This is a genomic window from Roseateles sp. P4_D2 (assembly GCF_056401875.1).
Genome location: NZ_JBFUIM010000007.1, coordinates 16,425 through 33,805 on the forward strand (window position 1 = coordinate 16,425; position 17,381 = coordinate 33,805).

Genomic DNA, 17,381 nt, shown 5'->3' on the forward strand with positions numbered 1-17,381 from the left:
CACGTCACGAAAACCCCAATGAATATCCCTGCTGCGCGGGATCAATTCGGGTATTCACCGGTCTTACCAAAAAGTCTCAGTGGCAAAGTGGCAATACCAAAGTGGTTTGACCGAACGCAACAGGCCATCAACCTGAAAGAGCGAGCTGCCAAGCCGCCGCGGCACGCTCCAGCTTCGCTGCACTTATTGATCTCCCGTCGGCCGGCGTACAAGCGCTGGCCGGGCCCGTTCCCGCCGCCATGCCGATTCTTCTTTCGCGCCGTCTCGCCCAAGTGGCGCTGGCGGTTGCCCTGCCCCTCGCCGCCACGGCCACCCTCGCGGCCGACATGCCCCGCCTCGCCCAGCGCGACGGCCGTCACGCGCTGATCGTTGACGGCGCGCCATTCACCATCCTGGGCGCCCAGGTCCACAACTCCAGCAACTACCCAGAGGCGCTGAAGAAGGTCTGGCCCGCCATTGCCGACATCCACGCCAACACCGTGGAGGTGCCGGTGGCCTGGGAGCAGATCGAACCCGTCGAAGGGCGCTTCGACTTCTCCTTCGTCGACACCCTCGTCAAGCAGGCGCGCGAGAACAAGGTGCGCGTGGTGCTGCTGTGGTTCGGCACCTGGAAGAACACCAGCCCGCAGTACACGCCCGCCTGGGTCAAGTTCGACAACCAGCGCTTCCCGCGCATGGTCGAGCCGGACGGCAAGAACAGCTACTGCCTCTCGCCCCTCGGCGAAGAAACGCTCAAGGCCGACAGACGAGCCTTCACGGCGCTGATGGCCCACCTGAAGAAGATCGACGAGAACGAGCGCACCGTGCTGATGGTGCAGGTGGAAAACGAGGTCGGCACCTTCGGCCTGGTGCGCGACTTCGGCAAGACGGCACAGGCCGCTTTCGAAGCCGACGTGCCAGCCGCCGTGCTGGCCCGCAAGAAGGCGCCGGTGCCGGGCGCGGCCAAGGGCAACTGGCGCGCCGTCTATGGCGAGTACGCCGACGAGTACTTCCATGCCTGGGCCAAGGCCCGCTACATCGGCGAGATCGCCAAGGCCGGCCGCGCCGTCTACGACCTGCCGATGTATGTCAACAACGCGCTGCGCGACCCGCTGGAGCAGCCGCCCAAGCCCTGGAACAAGAACTTCGCCAGCGGCGGCCCGACCTACGATGTCATCGACATCTACAAGGCCGCCGCGCCCGCCATCGACATCGTCGGCCCCGATATCTACAACCCCGAGTCGGCCAAGCTCAGCGCCAATCTGGCCAAGTTCAAGCGTCCCGACAACGCCTTGTTCGTGCCCGAGATCGGCAATGCCGAGCTCTATGCCCGCTACCTCTATCAGATCCTGGGCAGCGGCTCCATCGGCGTCTCGCCCTTCGGCATCGACTACTTCGATTACGCCAACTACCCGCTCGGCGCCAAGACCAACGACAAGGCCACGCTGGAGCCTTTCGCGAAGATCTTCGCCGCCTTCCGGCCGATGCAGCGCCAGTGGGCGCAATGGGCCTTCGAGGGCCGCACGCACGGCGTGTCCGAGCCCGACGACCATGCCGACCAGTTCGTCACGATGAAGGGCTGGAAGGCCCACGTCACCTTCGGCCAGTGGCAGTTCGGCGAGCGTGAATGGCCGGGCAACCAGAAGGAGGCGCCGGCGCATGCCGCCAAGCTCGTCGGTGGCGTGTCCATCGCGCAGATCGGCGACGACGAGTTCCTGCTGGTGGGCCAGCAGGCACGCGTGCGCATCGACGACATCGAAGGCAGCGGCCGCACGCTGATCGAGTACGCCGAGGAAGGCCACTTCGACACCAGCGGCAAGTGGGTGATGGAGCGCCGCTGGAACGGCGACCAGGTCGACTGGGGCCTGAACTTCGTCGCGAACCCGCGCGTGCTGAAGGTCAAGATGGGGCGCTACAAGTGAGCGGCGTTCGCACGGCAATCCTAGGCGCGCTGCTCACCACGGCGGCCCTGGGCGCCCTGGCGCAGGCAGCGCCCGACATCACCCTCCTGCCGGCGCCATCGGCCGCCTGGCGCACTGTCGTCGGCCACTGGGAGAAACAGGTCGAGCTGACAGGCGACGGCGTCGTCGTCCCGGCGCCGACCGCCGACTACGCACGAGCCAGCACGCTGGCCGCCAGCGCACTCACGACCGGCGGCAAACGCGAGGCCGTGCTGCTGGACTGGAAGGACCTCTGGCAGGCCACGCTGCGCATCGAAAGCCGCGAGCCGCTGGACTTGCGCCCCTACCTGGGCGGCACGCTGGAGTTCGACCTCGATGTGGCCGAACTCGCCAAGGGCGGTGTGCGTGCCAAGCTCAGTTGCGGCGACGGCTGCGAGCGCGGCGTCAACCTCATCGAGCCGGCGCGCAGCTGGGCCGGCAAGGGCTGGCAGCACGTCGCCCTGGCCATGAGCTGCTTCACGCGCGAAGGCGCCGACTTCTCCAAGGTCAGGCTGCCGTTCGCCATCGACGCGACCGGCACGGGCCGCGTCAGCGTCGCCAACGTGCGCATCACGCGCACGGCCAAGGCCGGGCTGGCCTGCCCCGACTACCGCACCGAGTCCGTCACGCCGGCCATGCTCAACGAGTCCTGGGCCGTCGACTGGTGGCAGCCGCGCCACGAACAGAAGCTGCAGGAGAAGGCCCGGCTGATCGCCGCCGGCACGCCGCCCGAAGTCGTCTTCATCGGCGACTCCATCACCCAGGGTTGGGAGAAGGACGGCAGCGAGGTCTGGCAGCGCCACTACGCGCCGCTGCACGCACTGGCCCTGGGCTTCGGCGGCGACCGCACCGAGAACGCGCTGTGGCGGCTGCAGCACGGCGAGGTCGATGGCATCGCGCCCAAGGTGGCCGTGCTGATGATCGGCACCAACAACACCGGCCACCGCGCCGAGGCGCCGGAGCGAACGGCCGCCGGCGTCAAGCGCCTGCTCGACGAGCTGCGCCAGCGCCTGCCCAAGACCCAGCTGCTGATGCTGGCCATCTTCCCGCGCGGCGAGAAGCCCGACGACTTCCTGCGTGGCATCAACCAGCGCGTCAACAAGCTCCTCGAAGGCCTGGCAGACGGCCGCAGCGTTCACTTCCTGGATATCAATGCCGCGCTGCTCAATACCGACGGCACGCTTGGCAAGGACGTCATGCCCGACCTGCTGCATCCCAACGCCAAGGGCTACGACATCTGGCAGCGGTCCATGGCGCCGACGCTGCAGAAGCTGCTGAGGTCGACGCCATGACGCTGGCGGCCACCGCTGCCGAGCCGACCCGGATGCCGGGCGGCCTGCCGTGCCGCGCGTGGGCGCACGACCATTTCGTGTCCAAGGCATGAACACGCCGGCCACGCTGCCCCTGGTTCCGCGGCATCCAGCCGTGGTGGCAGCCCTCGGCAGCGCAGGCACGACCCGCCCTACCCAGTCCTGGGGCCGCGGCATCGACGGCCAGCGGCTGGCGGACCTGGGCGACGGAAGCTTTCGCAACCCCGTCGTGGCCGGCGACCACCCCAACCCCGCCATCCTGAAGGACGGCCCCGACTACTACATGACCTTCTCGTCGCGGCAGTCCTGTCCGGGTGCCGTGATCTGGCATTCACGCGACCTGGTGAACTGGGTGCCCATAGCCGCGGCGCTGAACCAGCCGCCCGGCACGGGCTCGCCGACGGATCTTGTCCGGCACAACGGCCGCTACTTCCTCTACCTCCCCTTGCTACGGCCTCAGGGGGTCGGCATCCACGTCATGCACGCCGACAGCATCCGCGGGCCCTGGAGCGATCCCGTCGACCTGGGGCTGCAGGGGTGCCTGGACCCGGCCCATGTCGTGGGCGAGGACGGCAGGCGCCATCTCTTCGTCAACGGCGACCGGCGCGTCGGCCTCACGGACGACGGACTGGCCACCATCGGTGGGCTTGTCCATGCCCAGACGGCCCGCAGCGCCGCACCGGCCGCGACCGCCGGCGCCAAGCTGCTGCGCCGGGGCGACTTCTTCTACCGCGTCCAGGCCCAGTGCGCCAACGCGCTTGACGGCCATGTGGTCAAGGTGGCGCGAGCGCCTTCCATCGCCGGGCCCTGGCAGGACGGCCCGTTCAGCCTGATCGATAGCGCAGCGGACGGGCCGTGGCGCACCAGCGGCCCTGCCAGCCTGGTGGAAGGCCCGGCAGGCGACTGGTGGATGCTGTGCCACGGCCACGAAAGCGGCTACCGCACCCTCGGGCGGCAGGTGCTGCTGGCGCCGATCGAATGGACGCGTGACGGCTGGCCGCGCAGCAATGGCGACCCGCTCGACCGGGCCCAGCGCAAGCCGCGCGGTGGATCGGTGTTGGCAGCGGGTCTCTCGCTCAGCGACGACTTCACGCATGACCGCCTCGGCCTGCAGTGGACCTTCCAGGACGCAACGCCCGAGGACCTGCAGCGCACCCGCTATGACGGCACCGGTCTGACGCTGCGGGGCAAGGGCACGGGGTTGTCCGACTGCTCACCGCTGACCTGCCTCGCGGGCGATCGCAGCTACACCGCCGAGATCGAATTCGAGCTTGAAGGTGCGGCCCAGGGTGGGCTGGCTCTCTTCCATGACGCGCGCGGCTTTGTCGGCGTGGGCATCGGCGACGGCCAGATGCACACCTACAGCTATGGCCAGCGCCACGGCTGGATGCGGCAGGCCGTGCAAGGGCAGCATCACCGCCTGCGCGTGACGAACCGCCGCCACCTCCTGACCTTCGAGCATGCGATCGGCGACGGTCCCTGGACCTGCAACCCGTGGCTCACTGAGGTTTCAGCCCTGCACCAGACCGCCGCCGGCAGCCTTGCAAGCCTGCGGCCGGCGCTGTTCGCCGCCGGCGAGGGCGAGGTGCGCCTGCGCCGCTTCAGCTACAACTGCATCGGGCCCGAGCCCTGAGATCCCTCCCAAAGCCCGAGCGCGACGGAGACATTCGCGCCGAGCATTTCCGCAAGAGAAAAGGTTGATCCATGAAGTCCAAGTTATTGAAGACCCTGCGCCTGTTGTCGGCGCTGCCCGCGCTGGCTCACGCCCAGGGCTGCGGCAGCGGCATGGCTGACGCCGGTGCGCCGCGCCTGCCTGACCAGATCAATGCCCTCGTCGACGCTACAAAGTAAACGTCCCCACCGGCAACCACAGGGCCGGCATCGCAAAACGGGCATGGCGTGCTTCGGCGCGCCATGCCCATCTCCACATCTGACACCGCCATGTCCGCACATCTCCCGACCCGCCGCTCCTTCCTTCAGGCCGCCACCGCTGCCGCTGGCGCCACCGGCCTGCCCGCGGCGCAGGCTGCGCCCGCCCCGTTCAAGCCCACCTGGGACTCCCTCGTCGAGGGCTACCGCACGCCGGACTGGTTCCGCGACGCAAAGTTCGGCATCTGGGCGCACTGGAGCGCTCAGTGCGTGCCCGAGATGGGCGACTGGTACGCCCGCCAGATGTACACCCAGGGCAACTGGCAGTACGACCACCACGTGCGCACCTATGGCCACCCGACCAAGGTCGGATTCATGGAGATGCAGAACCGCTGGAAGGCCGAGGCCTGGGAGCCCGAGGCCCTGATGGACCTCTACGCCAAGGCCGGCGCCAAGTATTTCGTCGCGCTGGCCAACCATCACGACAACTTCGACGCCTACGATTCCAAGTACCACGGCTGGAACTCAGTGCGCGTCGGCCCCAAGCGCGACCTCGTCGGCGAATGGGCCAAGGTGGCGCGTGCCAAGGGCCTGCGCTTTGGCGTCAGCAACCATTCGGCGCATGCCTGGCACTGGCTGCAGACGGCCTACGGCTACGACCCCGAAGGCCCGCTGGCCGGCCAGCGCTACGACGCCTACCGCTTGACCAAGGCTGACGGCAAGGGCACCTGGTGGGAAGGCCTGGATCCGCAAGACCTCTACACCGGCCGCAACATGGTCATGCCCGACGGCATCAACACCATCCGCACGGCCAACGAGTGGCATGAGCAGAACGACCGCGTCTGGGACGAGAAGGCGCCGCCGCACAACCCGGCGTTCACCCGCCAGTGGTTCCTGCGCTGCCGCGACCTCATCGACAGCTACCGACCCGACCTCGTCTATTTCGACAACTCCGGCCTGCCCCTGGGCCAGGCCGGGCTGGACATCACGGCGCACTACTACAACGCCAGCATGGCCTGGCACGGCGGCAAGCTGGAGGCCGTTGTCAATGCCAAGGTGCTGCCGCCCGAGCGCCGTGCCGGTGTCGTCGAGGACGTCGAGCGCGGCCAGCGCGAAGGCATCGAGCCGCTGCCCTGGCAGACCGACACCTGCATCGGCGACTGGCACTACAACCGTGGCGTGTTCAACAACCACAGCTACAAGTCGGCCGCCAGCGTGATCCACAGCCTGTGCGACATCGTCTCCAAGAACGGCAACCTGCTGCTGTCCATCCCCGTGCGCGGTGACGGCAGCATCGATGCCGACGAGCGCCGCTTCCTCGAGCAGATGGCCGAGTGGATGGGCCGCAATGGCGAGGCCATCCACGGCACACGCCCCTGGCGCAGCTTCGGCGAAGGCCCGACCCGCGTGGGCGGCGGCATGTTCAGCGAAGGCAAGGCGCACTTCGGCGCCGAGGACATCCGCTTCACGACCAAGGGCGGCGCCCTCTACGCCATCGCACTGGGCTGGCCCAAAGGCGGCCTGCTGCGCATCCAGGCGCTGGCACAGGACTCGGCGCTGGCGCCCGGTGCCATCGAGCGCGTCGAGGTGCTGGGTTCGACGGACAGCCTGGCCTTCACGCGCAGCCGCAAGGGGTTGGAGGTGAAGCTGCCGGAGGGCCTCGCCGGCACGCCGGCCGTGGCGCTGAAGATCCGCGGCGCTGGCCTGGCTTGAAGCTGAACCTGGTCATCGCGGCGGTGCCGCGGTGATCCTGGAATCCTTGCGCTGAAGACGGGTATGCCGTCGCCGATGTTCACTGAGAAATCCATGAAGACCCTTCTTTCGACGCTTCTGCTGCCCCTCGGGCTGGCCTGCGCGTTTGCGGCTTGCGCCGCCGACGGCACCGGCATGCGCGAATTGACCAGCCTGCAGCTCTCCCGGGAGATGTCGCCCGGCCTGAACCTGGGCAACACGCTTGAGGCCGTGCCGAGCGAAACCGCCTGGGGCAACCCGCCCGCCAACCAGGTGGTGATGACCGCCTTCAAGGCGGCCGGCTTCAATACCGTGCGCATCCCGGTGGCCTGGAACCAGTACGCCGATGCCAACGGCAACATCAGCCCCGCCTGGATGGCCCGCGTCACGCAGGTGGTGGACTACGCCCGCAAGGCCGGGCTGTACGTGCTGCTCAACACCCATTGGGACGGCGGCTGGGCGGACCACCCCACCTACGCCAAGCAGGCCGAGGTCAATGCCAGGTTGACGAAGTTCTGGACCCAGATCGCCAAGAACTTTGAGGGCTACGACGACCACCTGCTGTTCGCCGGCACGAACGAAGTGCACATCGAGAAGGAATACGGCCGGCCCACGCCCGAAAACTGCACGGTGCAGAACAGCTTCAACCAGACCTTCGTCAACACCGTGCGCGCCACCGGCGGCAATAACGCCAAGCGCCACCTCATCGTGCAGTCCTACAACACGAGTCACATCGATGCACTGGGATGCAACGCCAAGCTGCCCGCCGACACCTTGCCCGCGCGGCTGATGATGGAAGTGCACTACTACGACCCCTTCCCCTTCACCATCGACGACAAGAGCAAGATCTGGCAGTGGGGCAAGATCGCCACCGACCCCGCCGCCACCGTGACCTGGGCCAACGAGCCCCAGGTCGATGCCGCCTTCCAGGCGCTGAAGGCCGCCTTCATCGACAAGGGCGTGCCGGTGGTGCTGGGTGAATACGCCGTCGCCATGAAGCGCGCCTACCCAGGCATGGACCGCTACCGCATGTACTGGAACGAGTACATCACCGGCTCGGCCGTGCGCCACGGCATGGTGCCCGTCTACTGGGACACCGGCGGCCTGTTCGACCGCAAGACTGGCGCGCGCAAGGACGCCGTCATCGAACTCATCGTCAACGCTGCCAACGCCGCCGACACCGCCAAGAAGCCATGAACAAGTTCTCCTCCTTCTTCACCTGGCTGCTTGCGCTGACGCTGTGCGCGGGGCCTGCAGCAGCCAATGACAACCCGCGCCAGCGCACCCGCATCGACGACGGCTGGCGCTTCGCGCTCGGCCACGCGCAAGATCCCGCACAGGACTTCGATCACAGCACGCGGGCCTTCTTCTTCGCCAAGGCCGGCTTTGGCGATGGCCCCGCGTCGGCCGAGTTCGACGACCGGCCGTGGCGCCGCGTCGACCTGCCGCACGACTGGGCGGTGGAACTGCCCTTCGACGCACGCGGCAGCACGACGCACGGCTCCAAGGCCATCGGCAGGGCTTTTCCGGAGAACAGCGTCGGCTGGTACCGGCGCGAGCTGAGCGTCCCCGCCGCGGCGCAGGGCAAGCGCATCGCGCTGGAGTTCGACGGCGTCTTCCGCGACAGCGTGGTCTGGGTCAACGGCCACTACCTGCGCCACGAGGCCAGCGGCTACTCGAGCTTTCGCGTCGACATCAGCGACTACCTGCACTACGGCGGCCGCAACGTCGTCGCCGTGCGCGTGGACGCCAGCACGCAGGAAGGCTGGTGGTACGAAGGTGCCGGCATCTACCGCCACGTCTGGCTGACGCAAACCGAGCCACTGCATGTGGACCACTGGGGCACGTTCGTGCGCGCCACGGTGAACGGCAACCGCGCCGACGTGGCCGTTGACGTGACGGTGCGCAACGACGGCAAGGCCGCCGAGTCGTTCAGCCTGGAACACGAGCTGCGCGACCCCGAGGGCCGGGTCGTCGCGCGCGGCAGCGTGCCCGCCCGGCGCGTGGCGGTGGATGCCACCGCAGAGGCCAGCGCCACGCTGCGCGTGACCGCACCGAAGCTGTGGTCGCTGCTGACGCCGCAGCGCTACACGCTGACGACGCAGGTGAAGCGCGGCGGGCAGGTGATCGACAAGTACGACACGCCGTTCGGCATCCGCACCCTCCGCTTCGACGCGAACCAGGGCTTCTTCCTGAACGGCCAGCACGTCAAGCTGCATGGCACCAACAACCACCAGGACCATGCCGGCATCGGCATCGCGCTGCCGGATGCCATGCATGACGCGCGGCTGAAGATGCTCAAAGACATGGGTGTGAACGCGATCCGCTCGGCCCACCACCCGGCCACGCCCGAACTGCTGGACGCCTGCGACCGCCTTGGCATCCTCGTCATTGACGAGCACCGCATGATGGGCACCGCGCCGCAGTTGCGCGACGAGATGGAACGCATGGTGCGGCGCGACCGCAACCACCCGTCCGTCATCCTGTGGTCGGTGGGCAACGAGGAATGGGCCATCGAGAACAGCGAGATCGGCACCCGCCTGGCGCGCGAGATGCAGGCCATCGTCAAGCGCATGGACCCGACGCGCCCTGCGACGCTGGCTGCGTCCAGCTCCGGCGGGCCCGAAGGCACGGCAGTAGGCTCCGAGGTGCTGGGTTTCAACTACAAGGCGCAGCACGACATCGACGCGATGCACAAGCGCTTCCCCGAGCGTGCGTCCGTCGTCACCGAGGAAGGCCTGACCTACGCCACGCGCGGCATCTACGCCGACGACCCGGCGCGGGTGCACGTCGCCGCCTACGACAAGCGTTCCGGCGGCGCGTCGACGGCGTCCATCGAGGAGGCCTGGCGCTTCAACGCCGAGCGCCCCTTTATGGCCGGCATGTTCGTCTGGACCGGTTTCGACTACCGCGGCGAGACCACGCCCTACGGCTGGCCCGCCGTCTCCTCGCAGTTCGGCATGATGGACACGACCGGTGCGTTGAAGGACAGCGGCTACTACCTGAAGGCTGCCTGGACGTCTGAGCCGATGGTGCATGTGTTGCCCCACTGGAACTGGCCCGGCCGCGAAGGCCAGCCCGTCGATGTGCGCGTCTACGCCAACACCGACGAAGTGGAACTGCTGCTGAACGGCAGCTCGCTCGGCCGCAAGCCGCTGGCGCGCTACGCCCACCTGCAGTGGAGCGTGCCCTACGCGCCGGGCAGCCTGACGGCGCGCGGCTACCAGGCCGGCAAGCTGGTCGTGACCGAGACCGTGGCCACCACAGGCGACGGCAGCGCCGTGCGGCTGACGGCGGACCGCGCACGCATCCGCGCCGACGGCGACGACGTGGCGGTGGTGCGTGTCAGCGTCGTTGACCGTGAAGGCCGCGTCGTTCCCACCGCCAACCAGCGCCTCAGCTTCGAGGTTTCAGGCCCCGCGCGGTTGATCGGCATGGGCAACGGCGATCCCGGCTCTCACGAGGCCGACAAGCCGGCCGAGTTCCATCGCTACGCCGCGCTCGGCCACTGGCGCCTGCAAGGCGTGGCACGTTCGGAAGACGCCGCGGCATTGCTGGCCGGTGCCGGCGAGGCCAAGGGGCGTGACCCCTTCGCCTGGGTGCCCGCCGACGCGCAACCGGCCGACAGCGCCTGGAACGTGGTGCATGCCAGCTTTGCGCGCCCGCCTGCGACGGCAAGACGCGCATCGCTGTTCGTGGGCGACATCGCACCCGGTGTGCAGGTCTACCTGAATGGCCGCCCGGTGACGCCGCGGCCCGAGGAAGGCATGGGCGTGATCGACCTCGACCCGGCGCAGTTGAACGATAGCAACACGCTCAGCCTGGTCTTCGCCACGCCAGCCGGTGGCACTCGCAAGCTCTTCGACGACGCCCAGGGCGGCCGTCGCTGGGCGACGCTGCGCACGTCCACCGCCGCCGGGCCATGGCAGCGCAGCGTGTTCAACGGCCAGGCGCAGGTGATCCTGCAATCCACCGGCAGCCCGGGCCGCGCCACGCTGCGCGCCCGCGGCGACGGCCTGGACCTGGGCAGCCTGACCCTCGACGCCTTCTGAACCGCGCCATCTGCGATCCCACCGCCCATCTGGAACCGGCAAGCTGAACCCAAAGAGCCCCTCATGAGCCAGAGCTTCAATCGCATCGTCATCGTGGGCGGGGGCACCGCAGGCTGGATGACCGCCGCCGCCATCGCCACCGGCCTGAAGGGGCGCTGCACCGTGGAGGTGGTGGAGTCCGAGGAGATCGGCATCATCGGCGTCGGCGAGGCGACCTTCCCGTCCATCCGCAACTACAACCGGCTGGTCGGCATCGACGAGGCCGAATTCCTGCGTGCCACGCACGGCACCTACAAGCTGGGCATCGAGTTCCGCGACTGGCGGGTGCAAGGCGAACGCTACTTCCACACCTTCGGCGACTTCGGCGAGATGCAGGGGCCGCACGCGCTGTGGGGCCAGTACCGGCGCCTGGCCGACCCGGCGCTCGGCGGGCTTGGCGAGCAATGCCTGCCCACCGTCATGGCCATGCAGGGCCGCTTCGTGCCGCCCGACGACGAGGGCCGCGCACCCTACAAGTACGCCTATCACTTCGACGCCACCCTCTATGCCGGCTTCCTGCGCCGCCTGGCCTTCGGCCGTGGCGCGCGCCGCACCGACGGGCGCATCGTCGGCGTCACGCGGCGCGCCGACGGCGGCGTTCACAGCCTCAGGCTGGCCGATGGCCGCGAGATCGAAGGCGACCTCTTCATCGACTGCTCCGGCTTCGGCTCGCTGCTGTTGGGCAAAACGCTGGAAGAACCCTTCGTCGACTTCAGCCGCTGGCTGCCGGTGGACAGCGCCTGGGCGTGCCCCTGCGAGCGCACCGGCACGGCGCTGACGCCCTACACCCGCGCGACCGCGCTCGAAGGCGGCTGGGCCTGGCGCATCCCGCTGCAAAGCCGCACCGGGCATGGTCATGTCTTCAGCAGCCGCCATATCGACGCCGACCGCGCCCGCGAGCAGCTGCTGCAGCAGCTGGACGGCAAGCCACTGGCCGAACCGCGGCTGCTGCGCTTCACCACCGGCCACCGCGAGCGTTTCTGGGTCCACAACGTCGTGGCACTCGGCCTGTCTTCGGGCTTCCTGGAGCCGCTGGAATCAACCAGCATCTTCCTGATCCAGAGTGGCCTGGGCCACCTGATGACCCTGCTGACCTCCGGCCAGCCGATCAGCGAGGGCGTGGTGGCCGGCTACAACGCGCGGGCCGTGCGCGAGTTCAGCCGCATCCGCGACTTCATCATCCTTCACTACTGCCTCACGGCACGCCGCGACAGCGCGCTGTGGCGCGACATGGCGGCGATGGAACTGCCCGAGACGCTGGCCTTCAAGATCGACGCCTGGCGCCGCCTGGGCCTGCTGCACCTGCAGGGCGACGAGGGCTTTGACGAGCACAGCTGGCTGGCCATCCATGCCGGCATGCAGCACTGGCCCGAACGCACCGACCCGGTTCTGCAGGAAATGCCGCCCGACGAGGCGCGACAGGCCCTGCAGCAGCGCCGCCACGCCATCGCCGAGTCGGTTGCCCGGCTCCCCTCGCATGAGGCCTTCCTTGGCCAGGTGTTGGCCAGGGGCGGCGTATGAACGGCGCCCAGCCGCCGTGCCGCCGTGCCGCCGTGCCGCCTGGCGCTGGCGGTGGCAGGCTCCCATCTATGCCCATGAACCCGTTTTAAGTTGCTGAAGTAGAAGACCATGAACCCGATACCACCCGAGGCCGGCAAGCCCACCACCGAAACCGGACAGCAGCAGCAATGGCGGCGGGGGGTCAACGGCTATGCGCTGACCATTGCGGTGATCGTCCATCTCATCCTGCTGGCGGCGGTGCTGATGTGGCGCACCCGCGTGCCGCCCCCAGAGAAGCCCCGCATCACGGATGTGAGCATCGTTGAGCTCAAGACCCCGCCAAAGCCTCCCGAGCCCCCGCCACCCSCCCCAAAGATGCCCGATCTGCCGCCCCCGAGCATGCCGCCCATGCCCGAACTCCCGGTGATCGAGGTGCCCAAGGTCGCGCCCGTGCCGCAAGCCGTCGCGCCSGTGGTGGCGGTGGCGCCGGCACCGCCGGCTGTCAGCGTGGCCCCGCCGCCAGCGCCTGCCCCGGCGGCCAGCAGCGCGGCGCCGGCCAAGCTGTTTGAGGAATGCGCGGACTCACCGGACCGGCCGATGGTGGCCGAGGTCTACCGCCTCCGACCGGACACCAAGTCGGTGAACGAAATGCGCCGGCGCAAACCCATCAAGACCGTTTGCCTGGCCCAGCTCGACATCACGCCGCGCGACCACCGCGAGGGCTTCCCTGGCCTGGACATGAACGAATGGTTCGGGCTGGACATCCGCTTCACCGTCAACATGCCGCAGGACCTCACCATGGACCTCATGCTGCTGTCTGACGACGGGGCCATCCTCACCATCGATGACGTGGAGGTGATCAACAACGACGGCATCCATGCGGCGTATCCGCTGATGGAAACCGTGAAGCTGGCCAAGGGCCTGCGTAATTTCCGTGTGCGTTACTTTCAGGGGCCTGGCTACGGTCTCGCGCTGATCCTGGGTTGGAAGAAGCCGGACGGCAAGGACTACCAGTACATCCCCCGCCGGCTGCTCGGCCGCCCGCCGGCCGCCGCTTCGGCCCCGGGATAGCACGATGCCGCGAGCTTGACCCGTGCACCGCTGGGTTACGCGCTGACCACTGTGGTCAGCGTCCATCTGCCGGCTGCCCACCGCGACTCATGCTCGCCGCGTTTCTCGTAGGAGAACATGTCGATTTCAGATCGACCATCATCGGTCAGACCGATGATCGACCGCAGAAGTTCACCGCGCCGAGCTTGGATAAACCGGACGCTGTCCAGCGATGGCGGTCGCTGGCTTCGGCAAAGTGCCATCCAGTCTGTTGATCAGCACATTGTCGAAGTACGGCGTGCTGACGCGGTTCTGCGATGCGCCCGCCATCAGTCCCGCCATTCCCTTCCCGTACAGCGTGTCGGTCGCACTGAGTACCGCTTTACCGTCGACGACGGCGGTGATGGTGGACCCGCTGAAACGCAGCGCCAATTTGTGCCACCGGTTCGGCGCGATGCCCGCCAACTGCGTCGTCGCGAGCACTTTTTCGCCACCAGGACTGCTGTCGTTTTGCGCCTTGATCAAGGCCTGCTGCTCGGCGTCGCCTTCCAGCTTCTTCGGGTCAGCCTTGCCGCGAATGACCACCAACCGCAACTGCCCGTTGTCGTCCAGTTGCGCGAAGTAGCCCTTCGGCGTGACGCCGAAACCCGTGCCAACGTGGTTCACACGCCCCATCACGGCGGCCGCGTCGCCAGGCTGCAGATACACGTCGGCGCTGACTTCGTAGTCTTGCCAGGCGTCGTCACCCACGATGGTGTACGGCTGCCAGTCGGGCCCCCACGAGATCGTTGGCACTGGCGTCATCTGACGCAAGCAACGTCCCTTCCCCCCTGGACAAGCGGTCAACTCGAAGGCACCGCTGATGTCGGAGAAGTAGCGCGGCAAATAACCCCATTGCTTCGGATCGGCGTACTGTTCGAAGGTCTCGTAATAGGGGAAGGGGAAAGCCTTGACCTCCGGGATCTTGTCGAAACCACCCTTGCGCTGCCCGCGGGTGGTCGTCAGTGAATAGACAGCATGCGGATCGAGGGTGAGCGTCACGACACCATTGACCGGTTCGAGGTCATCCTGGCGTACGAAGTGCTCCTTCTCATTGCTGCGCCAGACAGCCAGCTCGTTCGACGACAGGCCGCCGCCAATTTCGAACCGGACCTGCTGCGGGGCCTTGGCGTCTTTGGTTTCAAGGATGATGCTGTAGTCGCTGGCTGGCGATTTCAGGGTGACATAAGTGCCGCCCGCCGTCAGGTCGCCACTACCACCCTTGAGGTAGGTCCAGCCAATTTCGGTGAATTGGCCGTAATGGGCGTAACCCCAAAGCACGGGGTTGAGCTGGTAATGCGCACTCCAAGGCCAATTGGCCCGTATGGCCGCTTCCTTCTCGCCGGAATACGGGGTCATGGTGTACAGGCCTGCAATGCCATACCAGTTGACGACCTTGGTGGCGCCGCTGCGAACAAAATTCTCGTTGAAACCCTGCACCATCGAGATCAGCCCGTCGTAGCCAGCCTTGTACACGTGCTGCTCGGTATTCCAGATCGGCTTGTTGAGGCGGTCGGCCAACTCGCGCACCGATGCCGGCGTAAATGACTCGGGCGGATTGATATGGGCGCCGATGATGTCGATCGAGTCGCGCAAGTCTTTGTCCGTCAGCATGTCCTTCACAAAATTGAATTTCCAATCGTCCGGCCAGTTGTCAAAGGCGTGAATCTTTGTCGACTTGAAACCATTCGCTGTCAGGGTCGTGCGCAGCGCCTTGCTGAAGTCATAGCTCACGCCCTTTTCATTGCGAATGCCGATCGCGTCCAGCTCCAGCCCATACACCTGGCGCAGGCCCTGGAGCCACGTCACGTAGTAGTTGGCCGTGTCTTGTGAAAAGAAGTTGAGGTCGCCCTTGTCGTCGCTACCGGCTTGTTTTTTAAATACCGGGCCCTGGTCGCCCAGCCATCCGGGCGCGCTCCAGGCGGTGGCATCAAGCGAGAGTTTTGGATTGCGCTTCTTGGCCTCCTGCATAACCCACCACATATAGCCGCGCGAATAATTCAAGTCATCGCGCTTGTGCATGTGGCTGGGCATGGAACCCTGCGTGGAATTGCCGTCGCCGGGAATTTCGACGTACAGCGCGCTGACGGAGGCACCGAACCTGGGCTTGTAAATCAAATCTAGGATCTGGCTGCGCTGGGGTTCCGGATAATCCTTCAACAAGACCGAAGTGGCCCCGCCGCCATCGACGACGCCGATGCCGTCAAAACGCTTCCCGCCCGCATCGCCTTGCAGCGTAATGCGCTGCTCTGGCGGTGATGCGAGTACGCCGTTGAATCCGATAATCAATAACAGAAATATAACTGGCAAGGAAAAACGGCCGCGCATAGGAAACTTCCACGAAATCGTCAGGCCGGGCTTAGGCCGGCAATTAAAAACAAATTAGTCTCGCGTATTGGGAAGTTCGACTTCGTGCCGACCCGATGCCTACAGCTATTTTGAGAATTGCCAGTAATCGAACTTGAACAGTTCTTCGCCGGCCGCACCGCGGAATACAAAGAAAAGATCTTGGATGCCGGAGGCTCCAGAGATCTCGGCCAACTGCTGCTTCCATTCGCCGCCGGTTCCCGAGACCGGCAGGGTGCCGACCAACTGGCCGTCGAGCTTGCCCAGACGAATCTCGATCTTCGCCCCGCTGGCCTCCTTGGCCTTGGCCGTGCTGGAGAGGCTGGCCATGAAGGCGCGCGCGCCGGTCACGCCGAAATCGACATTTCGCACCTGGATATAGGCCCCGTCGTGGATGTCGCGCACGTTCTGGCCGCCGGCGCTGCTCGGCTCGATCTTGACGCCGGAAGACCAGGCGATGGTCTCGGCTTCGACTCGCTTGTAGGGATCGAGCGGGCCGACCGGTGCCGGCCCTTCCTTGGTCGGCTGCACCATCGGGACCGAACCATCGGGGTTGAACCTCAACTCGTCGACGCACACGGAACGTTTGAAGCCATCGCCTCCCGGAAGCGCGGCGTTGTGATAGAAAAGGTAGGTCTTGCCCTTGTAATCGACCACGCCCGGGTGGTTGGTGAAGGCGCTCTGCGGGGCCATGACGGGGCCGCCGTAAGTCCACGGCCCTTGCGGTGTGGGGCCGGTGGAGTAGCCGAGAGGCTCAGGGAGCGGACCAGCGGCAAAAAACAGGTAGTAGCGCTCATTGCGCTTATAGAGCCAGGGGCCTTCTTCGTAAGACGTGCCGCGTTTTGCGTCCGCAGGGATGCGCTCGCCCAAGGCCTTGATGGTCATCGGATGCCGAATGAGGCCGTTCTCCCCGACGCTGGTGTCGTAGGAAATCATGTTCTTGTTCAGCTTCACCGACCACAGATTGGGATTGCCCCAGGCGAGATGGGCCTGGCCCTTGTCGTCGATATAAACGGTCGGATCGATACTGTCATACTGGCCGCCGATCAGCGGCTTTTTGAGGGGATCGGTGTAAGGCCCGAGGGGATTGTCGGCGACCAGCACGCCAATGCCCCGGCCTTGCAACGGAGCATAGAGATACCATTTGCCATCCCGCTCAATCACCTGGAGGGCCCAGGCGCCGTTGTCAAAACCATCCCCGCCTGAGATCTCCTTGGCGGCCCAGGGAAAATCCCGGAGGGAGGCGATGGCGCCATGCTGGGTCCAGTTCACCATGTCCGTCGTCGTGGCGAGCACCCAGTTCTTCATGTTGAAGTTACCTTTTTCCCCGACATCTTCGTCGTGGCCGGAAAACAGGTAGAGCGTGCCGTTATGGACGATGGGGGCCGGATCGGCCGTGTACATCGTTTGAATAACCGGGTTGAGCGCGAATGACGTCGCGGGCAGCAGAGCCAACACGGACAAGAGAACGACAGCGGAGAAGGTTGGTTTTTTCATGACGGGCGGAAATTGGGGGAAGTGGGAAA

The 17,381-nt window shown here is 66.5% G+C and carries 11 protein-coding genes; 9 read left to right on the forward strand and 2 right to left on the reverse strand.

The features are described from left to right. The first annotated feature begins 239 nt into the window (after positions 1–239). The 9 genes from AC1DW0_RS13890 (at position 240) to AC1DW0_RS13930 (ending at position 13,491) form a co-directional block, all read left to right on the forward strand. The gene (locus AC1DW0_RS13890; RefSeq protein ID WP_477946440.1) at positions 240–1,901 is read left to right on the forward strand and encodes a GH35 family beta-galactosidase; all 1,662 of its coding nucleotides are present in this window, start codon (positions 240–242) and stop codon (positions 1,899–1,901) included. Beyond that, on the forward strand, positions 1,898–3,211 hold the full coding sequence (locus tag AC1DW0_RS13895; RefSeq protein ID WP_477946442.1) for a GDSL-type esterase/lipase family protein: 1,314 nt from the start codon (positions 1,898–1,900) through the stop codon (positions 3,209–3,211). Before AC1DW0_RS13890 ends, AC1DW0_RS13895 begins: the two co-directional genes overlap by 4 nt. An 88-nt stretch (positions 3,212–3,299) precedes the next feature. Beyond that, on the forward strand, positions 3,300–4,862 hold the full coding sequence (locus tag AC1DW0_RS13900) for a family 43 glycosylhydrolase (RefSeq protein ID WP_477946443.1): 1,563 nt from the start codon (positions 3,300–3,302) through the stop codon (positions 4,860–4,862). A gap of 71 nt (positions 4,863–4,933) precedes the next feature. Then, on the forward strand, positions 4,934–5,080 hold the full coding sequence (locus AC1DW0_RS13905) for a hypothetical protein (protein WP_457393764.1): 147 nt from the start codon (positions 4,934–4,936) through the stop codon (positions 5,078–5,080). A gap of 90 nt (positions 5,081–5,170) precedes the next feature. Further along, entirely contained in the window at positions 5,171–6,811 is a 1,641-nt protein-coding gene (locus tag AC1DW0_RS13910) for an alpha-L-fucosidase (protein ID WP_457356516.1), read from the forward strand. 93 nt (positions 6,812–6,904) lie between these two features. Then, positions 6,905–8,026 carry a glycoside hydrolase family 5 protein gene (locus tag AC1DW0_RS13915; protein ID WP_477946445.1) on the forward strand — a complete coding sequence of 374 codons (1,122 nt, stop codon included), beginning with the start codon at positions 6,905–6,907 and terminating at the stop codon, positions 8,024–8,026. Continuing rightward, the gene (galA, locus tag AC1DW0_RS13920) at positions 8,023–10,881 is read left to right on the forward strand and encodes a beta-galactosidase GalA (RefSeq protein WP_477946447.1); all 2,859 of its coding nucleotides are present in this window, start codon (positions 8,023–8,025) and stop codon (positions 10,879–10,881) included. Before AC1DW0_RS13915 ends, galA begins: the two co-directional genes overlap by 4 nt. A 63-nt stretch (positions 10,882–10,944) precedes the next feature. Continuing rightward, complete coding sequence (locus AC1DW0_RS13925; RefSeq protein ID WP_477946449.1) at positions 10,945–12,441, forward strand: tryptophan halogenase family protein; 1,497 nt, start codon at positions 10,945–10,947, stop codon at positions 12,439–12,441. Between the two features lie 108 nt (positions 12,442–12,549). Beyond that, the gene (locus tag AC1DW0_RS13930; protein WP_477946451.1) at positions 12,550–13,491 is read left to right on the forward strand and encodes a PA14 domain-containing protein; all 942 of its coding nucleotides are present in this window, start codon (positions 12,550–12,552) and stop codon (positions 13,489–13,491) included. 171 nt (positions 13,492–13,662) lie between these two features. On the opposite strand, the gene AC1DW0_RS13935 is transcribed toward AC1DW0_RS13930, so the two are convergent. Next, the gene (locus tag AC1DW0_RS13935) at positions 13,663–15,837 is read right to left on the reverse strand and encodes a 3-keto-alpha-glucoside-1,2-lyase-like domain-containing protein (RefSeq protein ID WP_457356650.1); all 2,175 of its coding nucleotides are present in this window, start codon (positions 15,835–15,837) and stop codon (positions 13,663–13,665) included. A gap of 105 nt (positions 15,838–15,942) precedes the next feature. Next, complete coding sequence (locus AC1DW0_RS13940) at positions 15,943–17,352, reverse strand: glycoside hydrolase family 43 protein (protein ID WP_477946453.1); 1,410 nt, start codon at positions 17,350–17,352, stop codon at positions 15,943–15,945. Positions 17,353–17,381: the final 29 nt, after the last annotated feature.

Coding starts and splice junctions, on each gene's coding strand:
- AC1DW0_RS13890 (WP_477946440.1), top strand. CDS start 240: ATGCCGATTCTTCTTTCGCGCCGTCTCGCCCAAGTGGCGCTGGCGGTT.
- AC1DW0_RS13900 (WP_477946443.1), top strand. CDS start 3,300: ATGAACACGCCGGCCACGCTGCCCCTGGTTCCGCGGCATCCAGCCGTG.
- AC1DW0_RS13905 (WP_457393764.1), top strand. CDS start 4,934: ATGAAGTCCAAGTTATTGAAGACCCTGCGCCTGTTGTCGGCGCTGCCC.
- AC1DW0_RS13910 (WP_457356516.1), top strand. CDS start 5,171: ATGTCCGCACATCTCCCGACCCGCCGCTCCTTCCTTCAGGCCGCCACC.
- AC1DW0_RS13915 (WP_477946445.1), top strand. CDS start 6,905: ATGAAGACCCTTCTTTCGACGCTTCTGCTGCCCCTCGGGCTGGCCTGC.
- galA (WP_477946447.1), top strand. CDS start 8,023: ATGAACAAGTTCTCCTCCTTCTTCACCTGGCTGCTTGCGCTGACGCTG.
- AC1DW0_RS13925 (WP_477946449.1), top strand. CDS start 10,945: ATGAGCCAGAGCTTCAATCGCATCGTCATCGTGGGCGGGGGCACCGCA.
- AC1DW0_RS13935 (WP_457356650.1), bottom strand. CDS start 15,837: ATGCGCGGCCGTTTTTCCTTGCCAGTTATATTTCTGTTATTGATTATC.
- AC1DW0_RS13940 (WP_477946453.1), bottom strand. CDS start 17,352: ATGAAAAAACCAACCTTCTCCGCTGTCGTTCTCTTGTCCGTGTTGGCT.